The organism is Streptomyces sp. NPDC002845, assembly GCF_053591955.1.
Genome location: NZ_JBSFUU010000051.1, coordinates 42,138 through 64,970 on the forward strand (window position 1 = coordinate 42,138; position 22,833 = coordinate 64,970).

A 22,833-nucleotide genomic window follows, 5' to 3' on the forward strand; every position below is an offset into this window, starting at 1 on the left:
GGTCAGCTCCCCTCGGGGGTGACGGGGTCCGCGGAGCCGTCGGGGTCGTCGGGGTCGTCGGCGGATCGCTGCGGAGGCTCCGGGTCCTGGGCCGGCTGCGGGTCCTGGACCGGCTGCGGGGTCTGCGGGGTCTGCGGGGTCTGCGGGGTCTGCGGGGTCTGGAAGATGATGGTGACGGTCGGCGGATCGAGCCGCCGCCCCCGCCAGGTATCGATCGCTCGTTGCGCGGCGACCTGCACCGCGGCCCCGACGGCACCTCCGAGCAGGGCCTCCAGCATCATGACGGCGAAGTCGCCGCCGAGAGTGCCCTTCTGCGCGGTCGTGTCCAGCCGCCAGGTCAGCCCCGTCTCCCGCCCCAGCTCCTCCAGGAGTTCCCCGGGCTCGTCCAGCCCGACCGGTCCCTCGACCCTCACGGAGATCGTCGCTGTCATGCTCCCGTGCCTCCCCCGTAGCGGCGCGCCGTACACGTCCACTCTGCCAGCGCGAACACCGGTTCCGCGAGGGCGAACTGACGTACACCGCAAGCTATCGGTCGAGCTCCGGCGGGCTCCGGCGACCGGCGAAGGCGCCCTCTGGCGGCTCAGGCCGCGCGGACGGATTCAGGTCCCGCCGCCTCGGCGATACGGCGGTCGCGTTCGGCACGGCAGTCTCGGCACCAAGTTCCTTCCGGCGCTCGGAAGGCACGATCGCAGCCGCCCGCGCAGTCCACCATGCGGTACGACGGGGACGGCTCGACGTCCGAAGTCGGCGCCTCGGGAACCTCCGGCAAGGGCAGCAGCGGTGGTGGCAGCAGTTCCCGCAGCCGGTAGGCGAGAAACCGGGCCGGATTCTTGAGGAGCGCGGGAACGTCGACCGTCATGGCGTGGTGCACGGCGGTTCTGCCGGCGCCGTTGTCGAACCAGGCGATGACGGCCGGCGTGAGGCGGCGCACGTCCCGCTGGGACAGCGTGAACCGGTCGTCGGTACGGCGCAGGCCCACGAGCAGAGCGACCGCCTTGGCATGGTGCTCGCTGCCGGACGGCTCCGGCTCGGCGGGCCCGGGTGCGGGTGGCGGTACAGGATCTCCAGAACCTGACTCATCCGCCGAAGCCGACGGGACCGGAACCACTGGGGTGGCAGGGCCGACGGGAGCGTCAGGAACCGCAGGAGCTCCGGGAACCGCGGGAACCGTGGAGACGCCGTCGTCGGCGGAAGAAGCCCTGGGGGTTGCGGCGACGGGAACGACGGGTCCGCCGTCCATCGCCTCCCCACGGGCCCGGGTGATCGCCGGAGCGTTGTACGCGTACGTACGCGTGACCACCCGCCCACCGTCGCCCCGCTCCCGCACCCGCTCGACGTAGCCGTGGGCCTCCAGCTCACGCAGGGCGAAGGCGATCCGGTCACGGCCCTCGGGAAAGCGGTCGGCGAGGGTGCGGATGTCGGCGGAGGCGCCCTCGGGCAGCGACAGGATGTGGGTGCCGATTCCGATCGCGGTGAGGGACAGCTCACGGTGCTGGGCGAGGTGGTTGCCGATGATCGTGTACCGGTCCGGCTGGAACTCCCTGATGTGGGTGACCCCGGAACGGGTGGTGCTTCGCCGAACAGGCGGTTGCGGGCGCACGGCGCCGCTAGGCTTCGTCTCAGCCATGGGGGAAGACCTCTGCACTCTTCCTCGGTGGTCAGGCCCTCGCACTGGGATTGCCGTCCCGGCGGGGGCCGTCGCATATCTGCGGTTGTCTGGCCCGAGCCTGCCCGCCCGAACCTCCGCCGCGCCAGCCGAGTTGGGACGGTTCACTCCCTCGGGTGACGAACACGGGGTTTGGTTTGGTTTGGAGGGTTCTTTCCCAGAGTTCTTTGTTCTTGACCGCCCGCAGCCCCGTCGCACGAGCGGCCGGAACCCGTGTTTCCGGGCCCCGGCCCAGGCGGGTCCGGCGAAGTCCGGTGCCGACAGGGCCGGATTCGTGGTGGTCCCTGGCTGATTCCCGCGAGCGGGCGTGGACGGCCTGTCGCTGTGTCCGTACGCTGGGTAGGCAGTCTGGGCAGGCCACAGCTACACAGGGGGCGGCGTATGGGCGGTACGTGGGACGCGGATCCGCAGGCGCGGCTGGCCCGGCGCATCGGCGTCGCGCCGTCGGAGCTGGGCACGACTGGGGGACGGGACGGCTGTCCGGACATCTGGGAGCTCGACAACGGCGACTTCGCGGTCATCGGCCGTGACCTTACGGCGGTGTATTCCGAGGGCCTGCCCGACGATGCGGTCATCGGCGGTGGCGAACGCCTCGTGGTCATCCCGCGAGTCACCCTGCTGGCCGCCAAGGCGCACATTCCGGATGCGTGACCTCCTTGGTGCCTCGCCCGGCGAGCGGTTGGGACTGGAGGCTTACCGTGAGGACTTCCGCAGCAGGGACTTCACTGTGGACGGTTGTGATTCGTGGAAGCTGGAGCGCCGCCGGCACTTCCGTGAGCCGGGTGACGCGAGCTGGGAAGCCTTTGTCCAGGGGGACTGGCAGGAGGCACTGAGGCTGATCGAGGCGCAGCGTGCCGGGCTGCTCGACGTGTCCCGTCTGGCCGCGCGTCACCGTTGCCGTCTGTTGCGTGTCCGTGTGGTGGAGATGCCGCTCACGCCGTACCTGCAGTGGGAGCTGCATCTGCTGCGTGTGCGGGCCGAGTGCGGTGAGCTGATCCGCGTCATCGGTCCGGAAGACATCGCGGCATATGAACGCGAGGGTCCGGTCCCGGAGTTGGTCACGCTGAACGACGACACCGTGTACGAGATCCTTTACGACGCGGAGGGCGCCCTGGAAGGGGCCGTGCGCTACCTCGATGCGGGAACGAGGGATCGCGTGGCGGCGCGGGTTGAGGAGCTGTACGTGTTGGGGGAGGACATCGGCACGTTCTTCAGCCGTGAAGTGGCCCACCTGAAGCCTCCGACGGGTGGCTGAGCCGCGCGAGGGGGTCAACTCCTCGCTCTCCGGCACGGCCCGTGACGTCGTGCAGGCCCGCGATGTGCAGGGCGGGATACATTTCCACGCTCCGGCGGCCGATCGCGTGTGGTTGCCGGTTCCGTACCAACTCCCGTTGGTCGGGCAGGGTTTCGTCGACCGGTGCGCTGAGCGTGAGGCGCTTGATCGTCTGCTCGATGACAGTCCCGCCTATGCGCGGGTGCTGCTCATAACCGGCACTGCGGGAGTGGGTAAGACGTCTCTGGTGCTGCACTGGTCGCACGCGGTCCGCGACCGGTTCCCGGACGGGCAGTTGTATGCCGACCTGCACGGCTACGACCCGCAGGCTCCGGTCACGTACGAGCGGGTTCTTGAGCGCTTCCTGCGGGTGCTCGGTGCCCCCGCGGACGCGGTCCACGCCGACGGCGAGCACATGGCCGCGGCCTTCCGCTCACAGCTCGCCGACCGCAGGCTGCTGATCGTGCTCGACAACGCCGCCCGCGCATCCCAGGTCAGGCCCTTGCTGCCGGCGACACCGGGATGTCTGGTCATCGTGACCAGCAGGCACCGTCTGCCCGGCCTGACGATCCGGGAGGGAGCGCGGCGCCTCACGCTGGATGTGCTCGACCAGGACGGCTCCATCGCCCTGCTGCGCAGCGTCATCTCCGGCTACCGGGACGGGGACGATCCCGCTCAGGTGGCGGAACTCGCCTCGCTGTGCGCGCGCCTGCCGCTGGCGCTCAGGATCGCTGCCGAGCGTGCGGCCGGGCGACCGTTGATGCACCTGGCGGATCTGATCGGCGAACTGCGTGACGAGTCCGGCCGGTGGGAAGTGCTGTCAGCAGACGGCGACGAGGAGTCCGAGGCGGTGCGTCCCGTGTTCACCTGGTCTTATCGGGCGTTGCCGCCAGATGCCGCCCGGCTCTTCCGGTTGCTCGGACTGCACCCCGGACCGGACTTCAGCGACACGGCTGCGGCAGCTCTCGCGGGAGTCGACGTCCGCACCGCCCGACGCCTGCTTGACGTCGTCGCCGCCGCGCACATGGCCGAGCAGACCGCGTCCGATCGCTTCCGCCTGCATGACCTGCTGCGCGCCTATGCCGCCGACCAGGCACGGCTGGAACAGACCCCGCAGGAGCGCGAAGAAGCGCTGCGGCGGGTGCTGATCTGGTACCTGCACACCGCGGACGCGGTCCAGGCCCGTGTCGCGCCGCAGGAGCCTCACGTGGAGCTGGTGCCTGCCGAAGGAGGACTGCCCGAGGTGCGGTTCGCCGACGGAGCGCAGGCGATGCGGTGGTACGAGGCAGAACGGGACAACCTGGTGGCTGCCGTGCGCGCGGCCGCGAGCGGCGGACGGGACCGGATCGCCTGGCAGCTGGCGGTGGTCCTGCGTGCCGTCTACATGACCAACAACCCGTTTCAGGACTGGCTCATCACCTCCCAGATCGGTCTGGAGGCCGCCCGGCGCGACGGCGATCGGCGCGCCGAAGCCGAACTGCAGGAGAGCCTCGCCATGGCGTACGCCCAGTCCCAGAGCCTGACAACCGCGGCGGAGCACTATGAGTCGGCGCTGACCCTGCGCCGGGAACTGCACGACACCTTCGGTGAGGCACTGACGCTCAACGGCCTTGGCCTGCTTGAACTACGCCGCCGCAACCTCACGCAGGCACAAGCGGCCCTCGAAGGCAGCAGGGCGCTGTTCGCGGCCCTGAACGACGGGTTCTGGGAGCCTCGCGTGGCAGTCAATCTCGCGCAGGTGGAACTGGAACTCGGGCACCCCGAGAAGGCAGTCGGTCCTCTGCACCGCGGAATCGAGGTGTTCAGGGCCCACGGCGATCGCCGCGCCGAGGGCAACGCACTCCGGCTCCTTGCCGTCGCGGAACTGGACAGCGCAAGCGCGGATGCCGCATTGGCACACGCCGAGCAGGCCGTAGCCATCGCCACCGAGATCCGCAGCGCAGCCACCGAGGCCTACTGGCTCCTGGCCTTGGGCGACGCCCAACGCGCCACCGGGCATCCCACCCGGGCACAGGTCTCCTACCATCGCGCCGCAGCACTCCAGGAACAGCTTGGCGACCGCGCCCGCCAAGCCGCTGCCTGGGACGGCCTCGGGCAGGCGTGTCTGCAACTCGGCCGCGAGCAGGAAGCCGCGGACTTCCACCACCGGGCAGCGGCAACCTACCGCGACCTTCAGCTGACCTGGGAGACAGCACGAACACTGGCGCACCTGGCAGTTGCCCTGGACAGTGCTAGCGCGCCGCAGGAGGCCGCTGACGCACGAGCTGACGCAGTCGACCTGCTCACGACTTTCACCGACCCGCGGGCTGTGCGACTACGGGACAGCATCGTCCGGCGGTCACCTCACGACGAGGCCAGCCAGTGATCCCGCGCTGGAACCGGCACCGACTCGGTGACCCACAGCGGCCCGTCCCCGCACCGCATCCGCACACCGCTCACCTGCCTGGTACTGGTCCGCAGCACACTGACCCACCTGCCCCGGACGACCGCCAGCGGCCCCGGAACGGCGAACAGGCCGAACCGGTAAGCCCGCACCAGATTGTGGACCTCCCGGGCCGGCCGACTCCAGTCGATGACCGCGCTCTCCGGGCCCATGACACCCTCGTACGACGCCCGCGACTCGTCCTGCGGCGTCCCCGCGAAACCGTCCTCCGCCAGGGCCAGCGCCTCCGGTACCAGCGCCCGGATGGTGGCCCGGACCTGTGCGAAGACCACGTCGCCGGCCAGATCGTCCGGGAGGGAGATGCCACCGCGCTGGGCCACGACCGGGCCGCTGTCGAACGCCTCGTCCATCCAGTGCACCGTCACCCCGGTCTCCTCCTCGCCGTGCCGCACGGCCCAGTGCACCGGCATAGGCCCCCGGTGCCGCGGCAGAAGCGACGGGTGGACGTTCAGCACTCCGAGCCGCGGTGCGCGCAGCACGGACGCAGGCAGCCGCCACGGAATCCCGTAACACACGACAACGTCAGGCTCGTATCCGGCGAGAGCGAGCGCGAGGCCCTGCGGGCTGCGAGGCACCAGCAGATCGGGCCCGGCCGGCATCGCCGCCAGCACCTCATCCGCGCCAGCCCCACCCCGCGATGCGGCACACACATACGCGACCGGAGTGTGACCGGCTGCCTCGCACGCCGCAGCCAAGTCCTCGAAGCCCTCAGCCCCGTACGACATCAGCACTACGCGCATCCGTCAGCCACCTCCCACCATGATGGACGAAGCCGAACCGCAAAGGTGCGTGATCATCTCATGGATCCGGTGACATCGGTGCTCCTGCCCAGCGCCCAGTCCCTCGTCACGGCGATTCTCACCGACGGCTGGACACACGTACGCGACGCCCTCGCACGCCGCTGGAGCCGGCAGACCGGCGAACCGCAGACCGACATCGAACGCCGCTTGGACACGGCCCACCACCAGGCCGCGGGCATAGGCGACGACGAGGCCGTCCAGCGAGCGTACTGGGCCGGATACCTCGCCGCCGTTCTGGCCGAGCGCCCGCCCCTTCTCGATGTCCTACGTGACCTGCCCGACATGCCCGACCTGCACAACACCAACAGCGGAACCGTCACGACCCTCGTCCAGGCCCGCGACATCCAAGGAGGCATCACTTTCGGGCCGCAGTAACGGGGTCTTGGTAACCCGCCCCCGCTGGGGGCCTTCTGCCGTGGGAGGGGAAACAGGTCTTCCCCAGCAGGGGCGGGAGCTCAGGCGGGGACATTGAAGCCCCGTTGGCGCTGCATGTGAAGCTTGGCAAGGGCCGCTAGCTGTCGCTGCTCCCACGCTGTGGCCGGTCGAACCGAAACCCTGCGTGAACGCCACTCAAGGCCGGTGGGACGGGCGAGGAAGACCACCGGGCCCTGAATGCCCGTGATCCTTGCGGGCATGTCGTAGTGCCGGTCATAGACGATCTGACCAACCGTGAGTTCGTCCGCTTCGGCTCGCGGCCTTCGGGCCGGTCGCTGCCGTACTGCTGTCCTCATCGCTCCGTCCTTCCTCGGCATCGCTCGCACTGCGGGAAACGGCACGGCGGGTAGTCCGGCCCGGGGAGGTGGACCACGCCGGACGTCACATCCAGCGCTCCGCCGTACGGCGTCCACCACCCTTCGGGGCTGCTCTCGTACGGGGTGCCCGCGAACGGGTCGGCCGTTCTCTCCGGTGCCGTCGCCACTTCACAGTCCCCGGCGAGTACGGCGGTTGGCCTCAGCCACCCGGGGAACCAGACGCTCACGGGTGGTCGGCCGGCGGAACTCCGCCGTGTCCCACTCCTCGCCGTTGGGGGCTCTCAGGGTCAACGTCGAGCCGTCCCAACTCACGACGGAGCCCACACGGCCCGTACGGGCATCGGTGGTCCAGTCCCCCAGGCCGGGCACGTACGCGGGCTCCGCATTCGTCTCGGGGGCGCTCACGCCGCCACCGCCTTCGCGTCCGTTGCCCGGCGGTGCGGGTGCTGACTGATCACGTCGTTGGTGCTCCGGAGGCTTACGACGCTGCCCAGCCGTCGAGCCGCTTCCCGCTTCGTCGACGCGGCAGTGCAGATGGGGCAGCCGTCCACGGGTACGGGCTCAAGGGCAGGTGCGCGGAGCACCGGAGTCGTCGCCGTCGTCTCACTGGTCACCCTTACGACCTCCCCTTGAGTCCGGCCTCAACGGCCCGCAGCAGTACGGGGGTTGGTGACGCGTAACCGGTGCGTGGAACCCACTTCGGCGCGAGTCGCCGGAAGCCACCGGTTTCCATGAGTGCTTCCAGCTCTGCCACGCCGCCAGCCGGGGCCGCCCGAACTGTCTCCTGATCGGACACGACCGCTCCTCTCCGTAGCACTGTCACTACCAAGCGAGTTCAGCGTGGCCCACGGCGGGGAAGCAATCAACGAGTCAGACAGGAACGGAAGGTTGGTGAAAGCTCTTTGAACCGCAAGGAGTTGGACCCGGACAGTTCTCCCCAGGCCGCCTTCGGCGCGCGTCTGCGCAGCGCACGGGAGGCGCGCGGCTGGAAGCAGGAGGACCTGGCGGAGCGGGTGGGATATGCCAGTTCGCATATCTCGGCCGTGGAAACTGCTCGCAAGATGCCGACCTTGCGCTTCTCGCGCAGTGCGGACCTCGCCTTCGGTATCGCGGATACAGAGGACACGTTCGAGCGCCAGTGGCGCGAGATCCGCCACGGCAGCCTGTTGGAGGGCTTCCCGCAGTTCGTCGACCACGAGAGGCGTGCGGCAGAGATCCGGCTGTACGAAGTGGGGGTCATTCCCGGTCTGCTTCAGACACCGGAGTACGCGACGGTCCTGGCGGACAGCGTCGTCAAGCGAGGGGCGGTCACCGCCGAGCAGGCGCACGAGCGGGTCACGCTCGTCGCGGATCGGCAGACCGCGCTCGTCCGGACGCCCCAGCCGATGATCTTCGTGGTGCTGGACGAAAGCTGTCTGCGTCGGCCCATCGGCGAACCCGCCGTCATGAACGCCCAGTTGGAGCGGCTGATCGAGTTCGCCGAGCTGCCGAACACCGTGCTCCAGGTCGCTCCGTTCAGCATGGGGGCTCGCCGACCGCTCAGCCTGCCGGTCACCGTCCTCACAATGTCGGACCGCTCGCTCCTGTCGTACGCCGAGTCCGCCCAGCGGGGTCATCTCGAACGGGACGGCAGGTTCGTCCTGCCCATGCTGACGGCCTACCATCAACTACAGGCCGAGGCCTGCTCACAGGCGGAATCCGTGGCCATGATCAACCAGTTGCGAAAGGGCACCCCGTGACGACCGAATCCCCCCGTTGGTACAAGTCCTCGTACAGCGAGAACGGCGGCCAGTGCATAGAGGTCGCCGGAAACCTCGTCGCCCCGCGCGGCGTGGTCCCCGTCCGTGACTCCAAGAACCCGAACGGTCCGGTTCTGGACGTCCCCGCCGAGGCGTTCTCGTCCTTCGTGGCGGGCGTCAAGACCGGAGAGCTCGGCTCTGTCTGACCGCTCGGCCCGACGCCCGTCTCCGAGCCCGGCGCCTGGTCGTCGTTCGTCGTTGCCGTCCAGCGTGACGAGTTCTCCGTGTGAGTCTGACCCGACTACGTGATGCCCCGCCACTCTGCGAGGAGGAGCGGGGCATCACTGGTGTGTATGGCACCGTCTCATCGGCCCGGCTCCCGCCCTGCTCACTGCTCTTCGGCCGGGCCCTCGTCCACCATGCCGTCCATACCCCTCGCCTGCTGGAACCTCTCGGCGGAGATGGCCTCGGTCAAGCGCGCATCCTCATCACCCTGCGTCATCGTCGCTCCCTTCCTCGCTACGACACCTCCTGCTGGTGTCGGCGCCGTAAGCCTTGGAGTCCTGTCACCGCATCGCACACAGCCCGAAGCAGAGCCTGGTTGTCGCCCCCGAGTCCGCCCGCCAAGTTCAGGCGGATTCGGGGGCTCAACTGCTTCCAGAGCAGGTCCGGTTGAGGCCACATCAATCCGACTGCGGCGCCCACGATTCGTGGTAGTGGTCCCCTCTTCACAAGGTCAATCAGTCCAAGCGAACGCTTCCTGAGAAGCCCACTTCTGCAGGAAGCGTTCGTCGTAAGCAGACATACCGAGAATGCGAAGTGCCTGCCGACCGAGAGAAGGCACCCCATCTCTGCGGGGGAACAGAACAAGCGCCCCGCCCCCGTGTGCAGGGCGGGGCGAAAAGCGCATCCAGGTGCTGACCACGCCGGGCGCGGCGGCGCATTACGCGTAGTACGTCTGCGCCGCGCGCCCCCCGGCCTCCGCTCACTCGGCCGGGTCACCGCGTCCCCCGCCTCCACGGCGTCCACCGCCGCCTTCTTCAAGCTGTCCCGCGTGTGCTGCACAACCACCGGCATCGCGGCGATCGGCACCGGTTCACCGACTCCCTCCCGCACGAACGCCGGGAGAATGAAGTCCGCCGGGTGCAGCCGGGTCTCCGCGACCATCCGCCGCATCACAGGAGTGGTACGCAACCACCGCGGCCGCGCGCCCGGGAAGGATCCGTACATCGTCCTACCGCCTACGCTACGCCCGCCCCGGCCCCACCTTTGCCGACGCGACGTCGGCGCCACCGGGCCCCGATGCCGCCGCCATGCCGACGACGCGACTACGGGCAGTCGAGCCACTGGGGCGGCACCCGTCCCACAGAGAGCAGCACCCCGCCAAGCCCCGACAAGCGCCCCCAACCCACACCAGCACCGAGCACCTCAAACCCCCACTCCCAACATGCCCACATGCGCCCCCCACCCCCCACCCCCATCCTGGAAGAGACGGCCCCCCAACCGCCGCCGCCCCTCCTCCCCCCCCCACCCCAGGAGGACGCGATGACCGCCACCCACCAAACCCCCGACCTGTTCGCCCTCTCCGGGATCCGCGGCCCGATCCTGCGCCCCGGCGACGACGACTACGCCACGGAGGTGACCGGCTTCAACCTGGCCGCACGGCACACCCCCGACGTGGTCATCGGCGCGACCGGCGCCGACGACGTGGTGGCCGCGATGCGCTGGGCGAGTGCCACCGGTACCCCGGTCACGGTCCAGGGCACCGGCCACGGGGCCAACTTCCCCATCGACGACGGCCTGTTGATCAGCACGGCCGGCATGACGGACGTACGGGTCGACCCGGGCGAGCGCACCGCGACGATCGCCGCCGGCGCGAGGTGGCGGCATGTCCTGGCGGCAGCCGCCCCGCACAGCCTGGCCGCGCTCAGCGGCACGTCGACGGGCTCCGGCGTGGTCGGCTACACACTGGGCGGCGGACTCCCGGCCCTCGGCCGGACCTACGGCTACGCGGCCGACCTCGTCCGCTCCTTCCAGGTCGTCACCCCCGACGGAACCCTGCACGAGACCGACGCCACCCACGAACCCGACCTGTTCTGGGCGCTGCGCGGCGGCAAGGGCAACGTGGGCGTGGTAACGGAACTGGTCTGCGAACTGCTCCCACTGTCCCGCATCCTCGGCGGCGGCATCTACTGCGCGGGCGAGGACGCCGAGGCCCTGCTGCGCGCCTGGACGGAATGGACACCGAGGGTGCCACCGGAGATGTGCAGCGCGTTCACCGTCCTGCGTCTGCCCCCGCTCCCGGAGATCCCCGAACCCCTGCGCGGCGGCTTCTGGGCCCGGGTCGCGGTCGCCTGGACCGGCGACACGACCGAGGGCGAGAGCCTGCTGGCACCGATCCGCGCCGCCGCGCCGGTCGTGATCGACTCGGTGGAGGAGATGGACTACACGGACGTGGACCGCATCTACATGGAGCCGAAGGACCCGCTCCCCGCGCGGGAGTCGTGCTCACTCCTGCGCGACCTGCCCCCGGCCGCCGTACGGACGTTCCTGGGCCAGGCGGGCCCCGCGGCCACCGACTGCCCCCTGCTGTTCGTCGAGCTGCGTCACATGGGCGGCGCGCTGGCCCGCCTGCCCGCCGTCCAGGACGCGGTCTGCTCCCGCGATGCGGCCTACCTGCTGGGGGCGGTCGGCGTCGTGACCGACGCACCGGCCGCCCGCGCGATCGAACAGGCCACCACGGCACTGCACACCGCGATGGCCCCGTACGGCACCGGCCTGACCATGGTCAACGTCCACGGCACCCCGGGCGACGAACTGGACCGCGCCCGCGCCTGGACACCGGAGGTCTACGACCGCCTCCGCCGCACAAAGGCCACGTACGACCCGTCGAACCTGCTGCGGTACGGCCACACGGTGCCCCCGGCAGCAGCGTAAAACCCCGTAGTTCCCTACGTTCCCTACGTCGTCGTACGCCTCCGCCTGGCCCCCGGCCTCCGCTCACTCGGCCGGGTCACCGCGTCCCCCGCCTCCACGGCGGCAGCCCTCCGCTTCGTCCCGAAGTCCGCGAGCGCCTCGGCCAGCTTGTGCACGGACGGCTCGGGGGCCATGACGTCGACCCGCAGACCGTGCTCCTCGGCGGTCTTCGCGGTCGCCGGACCGATGCACGCGATCACGGTCACGTTGTGCGGCTTGCCCGCGATGCCGACCAGGTTCCGCACGGTCGACGACGAGGTGAAGAGAACGGCGTCGAAGCCACCCCCCTTGATCGCCTCCCGGGTCTCCGCCGGCGGCGGCGAGGCACGCACCGTCCGGTACGCGGTGACGTCGTCGACCTCCCACCCGAGGTCGATCAGCCCGGCCACCAGCGTCTCCGTGGCGATATCGGCCCGCGGCAGGAACACCCGGTCAATGGGGTCGAACACCGGGTCGTACGGCGGCCAGTCCTCCAGCAGCCCGGCGGCCGACTGCTCCCCGCCCGGCACGAGATCCGGCTTCACGCCGAAGGCGATCAGTGCCTTCGCCGTCTGCTCGCCCACCGCCGCGACCTTGATCCCCGCGAACGCGCGCGCGTCGAGCCCGTACTCCTCGAACTTCTCCCGCACGGCCTTGACGGCGTTGACCGACGTGAAGGCGATCCACTCGTACCGCCCCGTCACGAGCCCCTTGACGGCCCGCTCCATCTGCTGGGGCGTGCGCGGCGGCTCGACGGCGATGGTCGGGACCTCGTGTGGGACGGCCCCGTAGGACCGCAGCTGGTCGGAGAGCGACGCCGCCTGCTCCTTCGTCCGCGGGACGAGAACCTTCCAGCCGAACAGCGGCTTGCTCTCGAACCAGGACAGCTGGTCGCGCTGGGCGGCGGCGGAACGCTCACCGACCACGGCTATCACGGGCCGCCCGCCGTCCGGCGAGGGCAGCACCTTGGCCTGCTTCAGGGTCTGCGCGATCGTGCCCAGCGTGGCGGTCCAGGTGCGCTGCCGGGTCGTCGTACCGGCGATCGTCACCGTCATCGGGGTGTCCGGCTTGCGGCCCGCCGCCACCAGCTCACCCGCCGCGGCGGCCACGGAGTCCAGCGTCGTCGAGACGACGACCGTCCCGTCCGACGCCCCGACCTCGGTCCAGCACCGGTCGGAGGCCGTACGCGCGTCGACGAACCGTACGTCCGTGCCCTGCGCGTCCCGCAGCGGCACACCGGCGTACGCGGGCACGCCCACGGCCGCCGCGATACCGGGCACGACCTCGAAGGGAACGCCGGCGGCGGCGCAGGCGAGCATCTCCTCGGCGGCGTAGGTGTCGAGCCCGGGGTCGCCGGACACCGCACGGACGACCCGCTTGCCGCCCCGCGCGGCCTCCATGACAAGATGGGCCGCATCCCTCAAGGCGGGGATCCCAACGGCTGTTGACGCGCCGTCAGCAACCGCTGGTTGAGACGTGCCCGAGCTCGCGTACGTATTCGAGGAAGACCCCGAGGACGATCCCGAGGGGGGCTCCGAGGACGACGGCGTACCGGCGTCGGTGTTGAGGACGGCGACGCCCGCTCTGGCATGCGTACGCACCACGTCGAGCACTTCGTGCCCGGCGACGAGAACGTCCGCGTTCGCCAGCGCCTCCACGGCGCGCAGTGTCAGCAGTCCCGGATCTCCGGGTCCGGCACCGAGGAAGGTGACGTGCCCGTGTTCCGGACCGGCGGGAAGGGTGGTGGGGCTCAATGTGCTCGCTCCCCCATCAGACCGGCCGCGCCCTTGGCAAGCATCTCGGCAGCGAGTTCACGGCCGAGCGCCATTGCTTGGTCGTACGTCTCGGGCACGGGACCGGTGGTGGACAGCTGCACCAGCGTCGAGCCGTCGGTGGTGCCGACGACGCCGCGCAGGCGCATTTCCTTGACAATCTGCCCGTCGGCCAGAAGGTCGGCGAGCGCCCCCACAGGGGCACTGCAACCGGCCTCCAGGGCGGCGAGAAGGGACCGCTCGGCGGTCACGGCGGCCCGGGTGAACGGGTCGTCGAGCTCTCCGAGCGCAGCAACGAGCGCTGCATCCTGGGCGGTGTTCCCCGCCCTGCACTCGATCGCCAGAGCCCCCTGGCCGGGGGCGGGCAAAACCGTGTCGACCGACAGGAAGTCGGTCACTTCGTCGATCCGGCCGATCCGCTTCAGACCGGCGGCGGCCAGCACGACGGCATCCAGCTCGCCGCTGCGCACGTACCCGATCCGCGTGTCGACGTTCCCGCGGATCGGCACCGTCTCGATGGAGAGCCCGTGATTGCGCGCGTACGCGTTCAACTGGGCCATCCGCCGCGGCGAACCGGTGCCGACGCGCGCGCCCTCGGGCAGTTCGGTGAACCGCAGCCCGTCGCGGGCCACCAGCACATCGCGCGGGTCCTCCCGCACCGGCACCGCGGCCAGCGACAGGTCGTCGGGCTGCGCGGTGGGCAGGTCCTTGAGGGAGTGCACGGCGAAGTCCACTTCCCCGCGCAGCAGCGCGTCGCGCAGCGCGGTGACGAAGACACCCGTGCCGCCGATCTGCGCGAGGTGCTCGCGGGACGTGTCGCCGTACGTCGTGATCTCCACGAGTTCGACGGGCCGTCCGGTCACCCGGCGCACGGCGTCCGCCACCTGCCCGGACTGGGCCATGGCGAGCTTGCTGCGCCTGGTCCCGAGCTTCAGTGGGTGCTCACTCATGCCGGACCTCGGCTCTCGACGTTCTCGGGTTGGTTCTTCTTGGGCCGGCCATTGGGCTGGCCGTCGGCCCGGGACACGGCAGCGACCGTCTCCGGGTCCAGGTCGAACAGGGTCCGCAGGGCGTCCGCGTACCCGGCGCCGCCGGGCTCGGCCGCGAGCTGCTTGACCCGTACGGTCGGCGCGTGCAGCAGCTTGTCGACCACGCGCCGCACGGTCTGCGTGATCTCGGCCCGGTGCTTCTCGTCGAGCTCGGGCAGCCGCCCGTCGAGGCGCGCGATCTCACTCGCGACGACATCGGCGGCCATGGTCCGCAGCGCCACCACGGTCGGCGTGATGTGCGCGGCCCGCTGAGCCGCCCCGAAGGCCGCGACCTCCTGCGACACGATCTGGCGCACCATGTCCACATCGGCCGCCATCGGCCCCGCGGACAGAGTCCCCTGATCGGACACGGTGGCGGAGACCTCGGCCAGCGACTCGATGTCGACGAGCCGTACGCCGGGCAGCCGGTGCACGGCCGGGTCGATGTCCCGCGGCATCGCCAGGTCCAGCAGCGCGAGCACGGGCTCGGGCCGGGGCACCTCGGCGACCGGCTCGGGCCTGCGGCGCTCGGGGACGCGGCCGATGAGGGCCGCGGTCGCGGCGAGCGCGTTGATGAGGTCGGCGTCCGCCTCCGCCCGGCGGGCGGCCTCGCGGCGGTCGATCGTGCCGCCCGACACCCAGGCCGCGTGCTGCTCCAGCGTGGCCGCGTCCATCCCGGCCACCGCGGCCTCGCCCATCACGGAGAAGCCGCCGCCCTGCACGGCCGACACGTCGAGGGGGCAGCCCTCCTCAGTGCCGACGCCGGTGGGCGGGAGGGGCGTGGCCGTGGCCTTGGATGCGGCCGTGGATGTCGTACGACCGGACCGCGCGCCCTCGGACGCACCGGCGGAACCGGAGAAACCTTCTGGCACCCGCCCCTCGACCGCCTCCGCGACCGCGTCGGCCGTCAGGACCAGGCCCGTCGCGCCCGTGCAGGAGACGACGACATCGGCACGTGTCAGCTCGAACGGCACCGATTCCATCGGTACCGCGCGGGCCGCCACGTCCGTTCCGTCCTGCTCGGTCAGGATCTGGGCGAGCCGCTCGGCACGGTCGTACGTCCGGTTGGCGACGACGATCTCGGCGACCCCGGTACGCGCGAGCGTGGCCGCGGCGAGGGAGGACATGGAGCCCGCGCCGATCACGAGGGCCCGCTTGCCCTTGGCCCAGGCGTCGACGTCCGCGCCCTCGGCCAGCTGCTCCAGGCCGAAGGTCACCAGCGACTGCCCGGCCCGGTCGATGCCGGTCTCGGAGTGGGCGCGCTTGCCGACCCGCAGCCCCTGCTGGAACAGGTCGTTCATCAGGCGCCCGGCGGTGTGCAGCTCCTGCGCCTGCGCGAGGGAGTCCTTGATCTGGCCGAGGATCTGCCCCTCGCCGACGACCATCGAGTCGAGCCCGCAGGCCACGGAGAACAGATGGTGGACGGCCCGGTCCTCGTAGTGCACGTACAAGTAAGGAGTGAGCTCGTCGAGCCCCACCCCGCTGTGCTGGGCGAGCAGCGTGGACAGCTCGGCGATACCGGCGTGGAACTTGTCCACGTCGGCGTACAGCTCGATCCGGTTGCAGGTGGCGAGGACGGCGGCCTCGGTGGCCGGCTCGGCGGTGACCGTGTCCTGCAGCAGCTTGATCTGGGCGTCCGAGGCCAGCGCGGCCCGCTCCAGGACGCTGACCGGAGCGCTGCGGTGACTCAGCCCGACGACGAGGAGACTCATGCCGGCATCACGGCGGGGACGTCCCCGTCCGGTCCTTTGCCTGAGGTGTCCTTGGGCGCGACCGCGGGCACCGTGCCCTCGGCGACGGCCTCCTCGCCGGCCTTGCGCTGCTCGTGGAAGGCGAGGATCTGCAGCTCGATGGAGAGATCCACTTTCCGTACGTCGACGCCGTCCGGCACCGTCAGCACGGTCGGCGCGAAGTTGAGGATGGACGTGACCCCGGCCGCGACGAGCCGGTCGCAGACGGGCTGGGCGGCACCGGCGGGGGTGGCGATCACGCCGATCGATACGCCGTTGTCCTCGATGATCTTTTCCAGGTCGTCCGTGTGCTGCACCGGAATGCCCGCCACGGGCTTCCCAGCCATCGCCGGGTCGGCGTCGATCAGCGCGGCCACACGGAATCCACGGGACGCGAACCCGCCGTAATTGGCCAGCGCCGCGCCGAGATTACCGATACCGACGATCACAACCGGCCAGTCCTGGGTCAGCCCCAGTTCACGGGAGATCTGGTAGACGAGATACTCGACGTCGTAGCCGACCCCACGCGTCCCGTAGGAGCCCAGGTACGAGAAGTCCTTGCGCAGCTTCGCGGAGTTGACCCCCGCGGCGGCCGCCAGCTCCTCGGAGGAGACCGTGGGTACCGAGCGCTCCGACAGTGCGGTCAGGGCTCGGAGGTACAGCGGAAGCCTGGCGACGGTGGCCTCGGGAATCCCTCGGCTGCGGGTCGCCGGTCGGTGAGTTCGGCCAGTTGCCACGGTGCTCCTGCGGGTAGAGCGGGGCTGCAGGCGGTCACACGTACCCAGACCGCCCCGTCGAAAGCAGGCTATGTCTTTGTGAACGCGTGCACAAAGATGGTGTCCGATTTGCCCGGCCAACGTGACCGGGGTCACGCACTCCCGGCGCACGCGTACGGAACCGGCGCACGCGCGCCTTCGTTCCTCACTGGATGCCTCACGTACTGGGGGCAAAACCGCACACACTCCTCAACGATCCCCGCCCCCGAGACCTTCGGCCCATCGATCCTAAGCGACTTTTTGGACCAGTTGGACTGCTAGGTCGGCACTCGATGGGGACGCGACCGGAACTTCGGCCCGGACTCAGCCATGCCTCAGCCGACTCTCGGTCAGGACTCGGCCAGGGCTTTGCGGAGGCGTTGCTCGTTCACACGCCAAAACGTGTGCTGCCGGCCGTCGACGAGCACGACGGGAATCTGCTCCCAGTACTCGCGGTGCAACTCCTCGTCCTGGGTGATGTCCTTCTGCTCCCAGGGCACCCCGAGCTCGCCGCACACCTTCTCGATCACGGCCTGCGCGTCTTCACACAGATGGCAGCCGGGCTTCCCGATCAGGGTGACGACCCGCCGCCCCTGGGGACCCTCCTCGCTCGCGCTGCCCGTACTGCCCGAACTGCCCGCACGACGCCCGCCACGCCAGAACCTGCGACTCATGTCAGCCATATTCATGTCAGCCATTCAGCCATTCTCATGCCGAACCCGACCTGCCGGTTCCGCGCGCGGAGGCACCGGTCGGATCACTCCTCAAGGGATCCTTTAACGGTACGGTCGCGGAGAGTTCACAGCCTCCAAACCTCTCGACTCCGGAAGTACCGAACAGACTGGCTATGCTCACGGCATGGCCGCTCTCGGATGGCTCACTCCCCGTAGGCGTTCCGCCACGGCGCGGAGCGTGTTGGCAGGCGAGGCCTCGGCGGAGGCCGCGCGCAAGTCCTCGCAGGAACTGGAGGAACTCGCGCCCGACACCGGCGCGGCGGAAGCGGAGGAATCGGTCGCGGAACCGGAGTTCCCGGTCCTCGGCGACGACAAGGCCGCCGCCTTCTTCGACCTCGACAACACCGTCATGCAGGGTGCCGCGCTGTTCCACTTCGGCCGGGGCCTGCACAAGCGGAAGTTCTTCGAGACACGCGACCTCGCCCGGTTCGCCTGGCAGCAGGCGTGGTTCAGGCTGGCGGGAGTCGAAGACCCGGAGCACATGCAGGAGGCCCGCGACTCGGCCCTGTCGATCGTCAAGGGCCACCGCGTCGCCGAGCTGATGACCATCGGCGAGGAGATCTACGACGAGTACATGGCCGAGCGCATCTGGCCGGGCACCCGGGCGCTGGCCCAGGCCCACCTGGACGCCGGCCAGAAGGTATGGCTGGTCACGGCGGCCCCGGTGGAGATCGCCACGGTGATCGCCCGCCGCCTGGGCCTGACCGGAGCCCTGGGCACGGTCGCGGAATCGGTCGAGGGCGTCTACACGGGCAAGCTCGTCGGCGAGCCGCTGCACGGCCCGGCCAAGGCGGAGGCGGTACGCGCACTGGCGACGGCCGAGGGCCTGGACCTGTCCCGCTGCGCCGCCTACAGCGACTCCCACAATGACATCCCGATGCTCTCCCTCGTGGGCCACCCCTACGCGATCAACCCCGACACAAAGCTCCGCAAACACGCCCGCGCCTCCGACTGGCGCCTCCGCGACTACCGCACAGCCCGCAAAGCAGCCAAGGTCGGCCTGCCCGCCGCAGCAGGCGTCGGCGCAGTAGCCGGCGGCACAGCAGCAGCGATCGCCCTGCACCGCCGCCGCCGCTGACACCGAGCCCACCCCGGGATCGCCCGTACAGCACCGAAGACACCCCACGCCCACCACACCTGAGCCTCATACGGGACCAGGGCCACCGCACACTTGCCACCGCGCGGGGAACACCGCGCCTGCGGTCCGCCCAGGGTTGAGGACCAGGCGCGACCGCCACCGAGCGGGAAGTCCCGCGCCTGGGATCGTCCGTACGGGGCTGAGGACCAGGCGCACCTGCCGCCGAGCGGGGAGCACCACGCCCACGGTCCACCCCGGGCCGAGGACGCGACGCGGCTACCGCCGAGCGGGGGGCACCACGCCCACGGTCCACCCCGGGGTCGACGACCGGACGCGCCTGCCACCGAGCGGAGAGCACCACGCCTGGGATCGTCCGTACGGGGCTGAGGACCAGGCGCGCCTGCCACGGAGCGGAGAGCACCACGCCCACGGTCCACCCCGGGCCGAGGACGCGACGCGCCTGCCGCCGGGTGGGAAAAGCCGCGCCTGCGGTGTGCCCCGGGTCGGGGGCGCGCCGGGGGGCTCCGTCCTCGGTCTGGCGCGAAATAGCTTGGGCCACAGGGCCCAACTGCGTTGAACGCGCCATCCGCTGCGGGCGGACACCCCGACACACCCCCTTCCGCACGCGCGCGGCCGACCCGCCGCAGGGGACGCGTCACAACCCCCGTAGGGCCGTGCACCGCCGGCTCCGCTGCGGGGCCGCGCGTCACAACTCCCGCAGGACCGTGCACCACCGACCCCGCTGCGGGGATACGCGGCTTACGCGGCACGCCCCCTCCTCCGCACGACCGTGCACAACCCGACCCGCTACGTAGGCACGCGGCACAACCTCCGCACGACCGTACGCAGCCGACCCACCGCAGGGCTACGCCGGGCACCCCGCGCGCGTTCGGACGACGCCGGCCCGGGGGTTTCGCGGTGGGGTGCTCTGCGCGTCCGTATGCGGCTGCCGTGCTGTGGGTTCCTGGTGCGCCGCGCATGACTGTCCCGCCGTCACGGTGCACGTCTGTCAGCCCGGGCCGAGCGTCACCAGCCCGTCTGGCGCTTGAGGAGGAGGCCGCAAGGCCGATCCCCACCCACGCGGCCACGCCGATCAGCCCACCCCAGCCCCCTCCAGCCCGTCCGGCGCTTGAGGACGAGGCCGTTCAGGCCGATCCACGGCAACCCCCATCGCCCCGCACGCGCACTCCATCCCCCACCCCCGACTCCCACCCACCCGACCTGTCCCACCCGCCCCGGAGACACTCCAGCGGGGGTCCAGGGGCGGAGCCCCCTGATGGGGTCGAAGGGGCGGAGCCCCTGGGGATGGGACGGGTAGGGGCGGCGGGGGCGAAAAAGGCGGGACGGCACCCCGGCATTCGGGCTGTCCTACCCCACCACCGCCCCCGCCAGTCACGCCCCCCGCACCCGGCCACAACACGCCCCCGACCAGAGCACAACGTGAACTTATCCGATCAACAACCGGTCGGAGAACGGCACTTGAACGGGCGTAGATCAGTAACAGAAGCGACGTAATCGATGAATAGAGCAACTGGGTGTAGCAGTGCCTGTACGAAGCGTTATTCTCCTCAAACGCAAACCGGTACCCCCTCCGTCGCTACGACGGGTGAAAGGTTCCGTACTGCACGTGATGGAAGCTCTGCCTCTGGGAGTCTCGTGTACCCACACGTCGGGGTTGACGCCTCGGGCCTGGCTACGCTGCGCGCAACGGTCAAAGACCTGTTGCGCGGCTTCGTCCCCACCGCGTACGCCGTCCCCGCCCTCGCTGTCCCCACCGCGCCCCTCGGCCCGTGCTACGCACTGGCGGACGGCATCGAGCAGGTGCCGGCGCGAAGCGCCGTCGTCGAGGGGCGGCGGTCGGGTGACGGGCGGGCGGGCAGACGGGGCCGCTCGGGACCGGGCACCACCACCCGCCGCCCGGCCGCGGACAGCGACAGCGCCCGCATGATGGACCTCGTCGAACGCGCCCAGGACGGCGAGGCCGAGGCATTCGGTCGCCTGTACGACCAGTACAGCGACACCGTGTACCGCTACATCTACTACCGCGTGGGGGGCAAGGCGACCGCCGAGGACCTCACCAGCGAGACGTTCCTCCGCGCCCTGCGCCGCATCGGCACGTTCACCTGGCAGGGCCGCGACTTCGGCGCCTGGCTGGTGACGATCGCCCGCAACCTGGTCGCCGACCACTTCAAGTCCAGCCGCTTCCGACTCGAAGTGACCACCGGCGAAATGCTCGACGCCAACGAGGTCGAGCGTTCACCGGAGGACTCCGTCCTGGAGTCCCTCTCCAACGCCGCCCTCCTCGACGCCGTACGACGCCTCAACCCCCAGCAACAGGAGTGCGTCACCCTCCGCTTCCTCCAGGGCCTCTCCGTCGCCGAGACCGCCCGGGTGATGGGCAAGAACGAGGGCGCGATCAAGACCCTCCAGTACCGAGCCGTCCGTACCCTCGCCCGCCTCCTGCCGGACGACGCCCGCTGAGCACTGCCCGTCGTACGCCCGCCCGCCACACGTCCCCCTACCGAGCCGCGCCCCGGAAGCCGTACGAGCCACACCGGCCCCGTACGCTCAGCGTTGCTCAACTCACCATCCGTAAACGTCCGTTGGCTTCACGGCTCGATCATCCGCCGTCCGTAACCCAAGTGCCGCGCCGCTCGTTGTGCGGGATACAGGCTCCCTGTGGACACGTCCTGGCCGACTTCGATCACTCGATCGTGTGCAAGTGGTCGAGGGCGTGCAACCCTCAGGACCCCCTGGGGAGTCGACCGTCATGACGAGAGGAGGTGCCGCCAGTGATCGCGAACGTATCGGCGCACCGGCGGGCGAACGCCTTCGCCCAGGCCCTGGAGGAGCTGACCGACCGGGGCACGGCGGCCGAGCAGCCCGAAGGGTCGGCCCCGGCTGTTGCGGCTGTCGCGGAACCACGGACCGAGCAGGGCCGCCTGTTGGCCCTCGCGACCGGTCTCGGCGAGCTGCCCAAGCCGGAGCTGGACCCCGAGGTCAAGGTCGTCCAGCGGGCCCAGCTCGTGGCCGCGATGGAGGCCATGCTGCAGGAGGGCACCGCGGGAGGCGAAGCGGCGGACCCTTCGGTGCCCGAGCAGCGCCGGGCGCGGGGGCGAGGCGCTCACCGGGCAAGCGGACTGGGGAAGCTGCGACCCCGTTCACGACTGAGCAAGGGTCTCGCCGCGGGCGGGCTCAGCGTCGGTGTGGCCGCGGGAGCCTTCGGCGGCGTCGCCGCTGCCAGTTCCGACGCCCTGCCGGGTGACTCCCTGTACGGCCTCAAGCGCGGCATAGAGGACTTCAAGCTCACCCTGACCGACGACAGCACGGACCGCGGCGAGCTCTACCTCAACCAGGCCTCCACGCGGCTCAGCGAGGCCCGCCGGCTCATGGAGCGCGATCGCGGCGGCCACCTCGACCACGAGTCCGTCGGAGAGGTCCGCCGCGCCCTGACCGGGATGCGGCACGACGCCTCCGAGGGCCACCGCCTGCTGCGCGAGGCGTACGAGCGCGATCCCGACTCCCTGGGCCCGATCCAGGCCCTCGACTCCTTCTCCCGCTCCCACCGTGACACCTGGGGCGCCCTGCGCGACCGGCTCCCGGTGCAGCTCGGGGACGTGAGCCGACAGGTCTCGTCGGTCTTCGACGCCATGGACGAAGAGGTCGCCCCGCTCCAGTCCCTGCTGCCCCAGCCCCCGGCCCCGGGAAGCACGGGCCGGCAGCCCGGCACGGGCACCGGCTCCCCCAGCGGCTCCACGGACACCGACCGCCCGGCGCCCAGCGCCACGGGCAGCGGTACGGCCGGCGAGAGCCAGAGCAGCAGCGGCACCCCCAAGCCGTCCGCCTCGGACACGGGCTCCGACAGCGACGGCCTCCTCGGCGGCAACACGGGCGGCCTCCTGGACCCGCCCCAGACCGGCGAGACCGACACCAGCACCGGTTCCTCCCCGTCCTCCGGCAGGACCACCACGCCCACCGAACCGGACGTGACCCTGCCACCACTCCTGCCGGGCCTGCTGCCCGGCCTGGGCATCGACGGCGAGGACGCCACCGACTAGGTCCGTTCCCGTACGGCGGTGGGGGCGCCCCTTGTGACAAGGGGCGCCCC

General features: G+C 70.8%; 20 protein-coding genes and 1 pseudogene. 10 read left to right on the forward strand and 11 right to left on the reverse strand.

Annotation, left to right across the window (positions count from 1 at the left end; all coding sequences use genetic code 11):
* Positions 1-2: 2 nt before the first annotated feature.
* Both ACWD3C_RS31105 and ACWD3C_RS31110 read right to left on the reverse strand, forming a co-directional pair.
* Entirely contained in the window at positions 3-431 is a 429-nt protein-coding gene (locus tag ACWD3C_RS31105) for a hypothetical protein (RefSeq protein WP_451149503.1), read from the reverse strand.
* A 149-nt stretch (positions 432-580) separates the two neighbouring features.
* A complete protein-coding gene (locus ACWD3C_RS31110; RefSeq protein ID WP_451149504.1) occupies positions 581-1,627 on the reverse strand; it encodes a helix-turn-helix domain-containing protein in 1,047 nt (348 codons plus the stop codon).
* A 420-nt stretch (positions 1,628-2,047) separates the two neighbouring features.
* On the opposite strand from ACWD3C_RS31110, the gene ACWD3C_RS31115 reads away from it, so the two are divergent.
* Genes ACWD3C_RS31115 through ACWD3C_RS31125 form a run of 3 tightly spaced genes read left to right on the forward strand, consistent with a single transcriptional unit; the run spans position 2,048 to position 5,304 of the window.
* Positions 2,048-2,317, forward strand: coding sequence for a hypothetical protein (locus tag ACWD3C_RS31115; protein ID WP_451149505.1), 270 nt, complete (start codon positions 2,048-2,050; stop codon positions 2,315-2,317).
* Positions 2,310-2,921, forward strand: a complete 612-nt coding sequence (locus ACWD3C_RS31120) for a DUF6879 family protein (RefSeq protein WP_451149506.1) — start codon at positions 2,310-2,312, stop codon at positions 2,919-2,921. Before ACWD3C_RS31115 ends, ACWD3C_RS31120 begins: the two co-directional genes overlap by 8 nt.
* Positions 2,914-5,304, forward strand: a complete 2,391-nt coding sequence (locus ACWD3C_RS31125; RefSeq protein WP_451149507.1) for an ATP-binding protein — start codon at positions 2,914-2,916, stop codon at positions 5,302-5,304. The genes ACWD3C_RS31120 and ACWD3C_RS31125 overlap by 8 nt, the downstream gene beginning before the upstream one ends.
* Here ACWD3C_RS31125 and ACWD3C_RS31130 read toward each other — a convergent pair.
* Positions 5,283-6,122: a methionyl-tRNA formyltransferase gene (locus ACWD3C_RS31130; RefSeq protein ID WP_451149508.1), complete on the reverse strand. Its 840-nt coding sequence runs from the start codon at positions 6,120-6,122 to the stop codon at positions 5,283-5,285. The two genes, ACWD3C_RS31125 and ACWD3C_RS31130, sit on opposite strands and share 22 nt — an antisense overlap.
* A gap of 60 nt (positions 6,123-6,182) precedes the next feature.
* Between ACWD3C_RS31130 and ACWD3C_RS31135 the strand changes: the two genes are divergently transcribed.
* Positions 6,183-6,557: a hypothetical protein gene (locus ACWD3C_RS31135; RefSeq protein WP_451149509.1), complete on the forward strand. Its 375-nt coding sequence runs from the start codon at positions 6,183-6,185 to the stop codon at positions 6,555-6,557.
* 545 nt (positions 6,558-7,102) lie between these two features.
* Here the strand turns inward: ACWD3C_RS31135 and ACWD3C_RS31140 are convergent.
* Positions 7,103-7,339, reverse strand: coding sequence for a hypothetical protein (locus ACWD3C_RS31140; RefSeq protein WP_451149510.1), 237 nt, complete (start codon positions 7,337-7,339; stop codon positions 7,103-7,105).
* The gene (locus ACWD3C_RS31145; protein ID WP_451149511.1) at positions 7,336-7,548 is read right to left on the reverse strand and encodes a hypothetical protein; all 213 of its coding nucleotides are present in this window, start codon (positions 7,546-7,548) and stop codon (positions 7,336-7,338) included. The genes ACWD3C_RS31140 and ACWD3C_RS31145 overlap by 4 nt, the downstream gene beginning before the upstream one ends.
* A gap of 288 nt (positions 7,549-7,836) precedes the next feature.
* On the opposite strand from ACWD3C_RS31145, the gene ACWD3C_RS31150 reads away from it, so the two are divergent.
* Complete coding sequence (locus ACWD3C_RS31150) at positions 7,837-8,673, forward strand: helix-turn-helix domain-containing protein (RefSeq protein ID WP_451149512.1); 837 nt, start codon at positions 7,837-7,839, stop codon at positions 8,671-8,673.
* Positions 8,670-8,879: a DUF397 domain-containing protein gene (locus tag ACWD3C_RS31155; protein ID WP_451149513.1), complete on the forward strand. Its 210-nt coding sequence runs from the start codon at positions 8,670-8,672 to the stop codon at positions 8,877-8,879. Before ACWD3C_RS31150 ends, ACWD3C_RS31155 begins: the two co-directional genes overlap by 4 nt.
* A gap of 802 nt (positions 8,880-9,681) precedes the next feature.
* On the opposite strand, the pseudogene ACWD3C_RS31160 reads toward ACWD3C_RS31155, so the two are convergent.
* Positions 9,682-9,903: pseudogene (locus tag ACWD3C_RS31160) on the reverse strand (porphobilinogen synthase); the annotation flags it as partial.
* Positions 9,904-10,218: 315 nt separating this feature from the next.
* On the opposite strand from ACWD3C_RS31160, the gene ACWD3C_RS31165 reads away from it, so the two are divergent.
* Positions 10,219-11,610, forward strand: a complete 1,392-nt coding sequence (locus ACWD3C_RS31165; protein WP_451149514.1) for an FAD-binding oxidoreductase — start codon at positions 10,219-10,221, stop codon at positions 11,608-11,610.
* A gap of 23 nt (positions 11,611-11,633) precedes the next feature.
* On the opposite strand, the gene ACWD3C_RS31170 is transcribed toward ACWD3C_RS31165, so the two are convergent.
* The 5 genes from ACWD3C_RS31170 to ACWD3C_RS31190 form a co-directional block, all read right to left on the reverse strand.
* Positions 11,634-13,382: a uroporphyrinogen-III synthase gene (locus ACWD3C_RS31170; protein WP_451149515.1), complete on the reverse strand. Its 1,749-nt coding sequence runs from the start codon at positions 13,380-13,382 to the stop codon at positions 11,634-11,636.
* On the reverse strand, positions 13,379-14,350 hold the full coding sequence (hemC, locus tag ACWD3C_RS31175; RefSeq protein ID WP_451149516.1) for a hydroxymethylbilane synthase: 972 nt from the start codon (positions 14,348-14,350) through the stop codon (positions 13,379-13,381). The genes ACWD3C_RS31170 and hemC overlap by 4 nt, the downstream gene beginning before the upstream one ends.
* The gene (locus ACWD3C_RS31180; protein ID WP_451149517.1) at positions 14,347-16,140 is read right to left on the reverse strand and encodes a glutamyl-tRNA reductase; all 1,794 of its coding nucleotides are present in this window, start codon (positions 16,138-16,140) and stop codon (positions 14,347-14,349) included. The genes hemC and ACWD3C_RS31180 overlap by 4 nt, the downstream gene beginning before the upstream one ends.
* Entirely contained in the window at positions 16,137-16,895 is a 759-nt protein-coding gene (locus ACWD3C_RS31185) for a redox-sensing transcriptional repressor Rex (RefSeq protein WP_451149518.1), read from the reverse strand. Before ACWD3C_RS31185 ends, ACWD3C_RS31180 begins: the two co-directional genes overlap by 4 nt.
* Positions 16,896-17,263: 368 nt before the next feature.
* Positions 17,264-17,596, reverse strand: a complete 333-nt coding sequence (locus tag ACWD3C_RS31190) for a glutaredoxin family protein (protein ID WP_451149527.1) — start codon at positions 17,594-17,596, stop codon at positions 17,264-17,266.
* Positions 17,597-17,771: 175 nt separating this feature from the next.
* Here ACWD3C_RS31190 and ACWD3C_RS31195 point away from each other — a divergent pair, with 175 nt between their 5' ends.
* From ACWD3C_RS31195 to ACWD3C_RS31205, 3 genes are all read left to right on the forward strand, one after another.
* Positions 17,772-18,725, forward strand: a complete 954-nt coding sequence (locus ACWD3C_RS31195) for an HAD family hydrolase (protein WP_451149519.1) — start codon at positions 17,772-17,774, stop codon at positions 18,723-18,725.
* 1,656 nt (positions 18,726-20,381) lie between these two features.
* Positions 20,382-21,206 (forward strand): ECF subfamily RNA polymerase sigma factor, BldN family, encoded by an 825-nt coding sequence (locus ACWD3C_RS31200; RefSeq protein ID WP_451149520.1) that lies wholly within the window; start codon positions 20,382-20,384, stop codon positions 21,204-21,206.
* 311 nt (positions 21,207-21,517) lie between these two features.
* Entirely contained in the window at positions 21,518-22,783 is a 1,266-nt protein-coding gene (locus tag ACWD3C_RS31205; RefSeq protein WP_451149521.1) for a DUF5667 domain-containing protein, read from the forward strand.
* Positions 22,784-22,833: the final 50 nt, after the last annotated feature.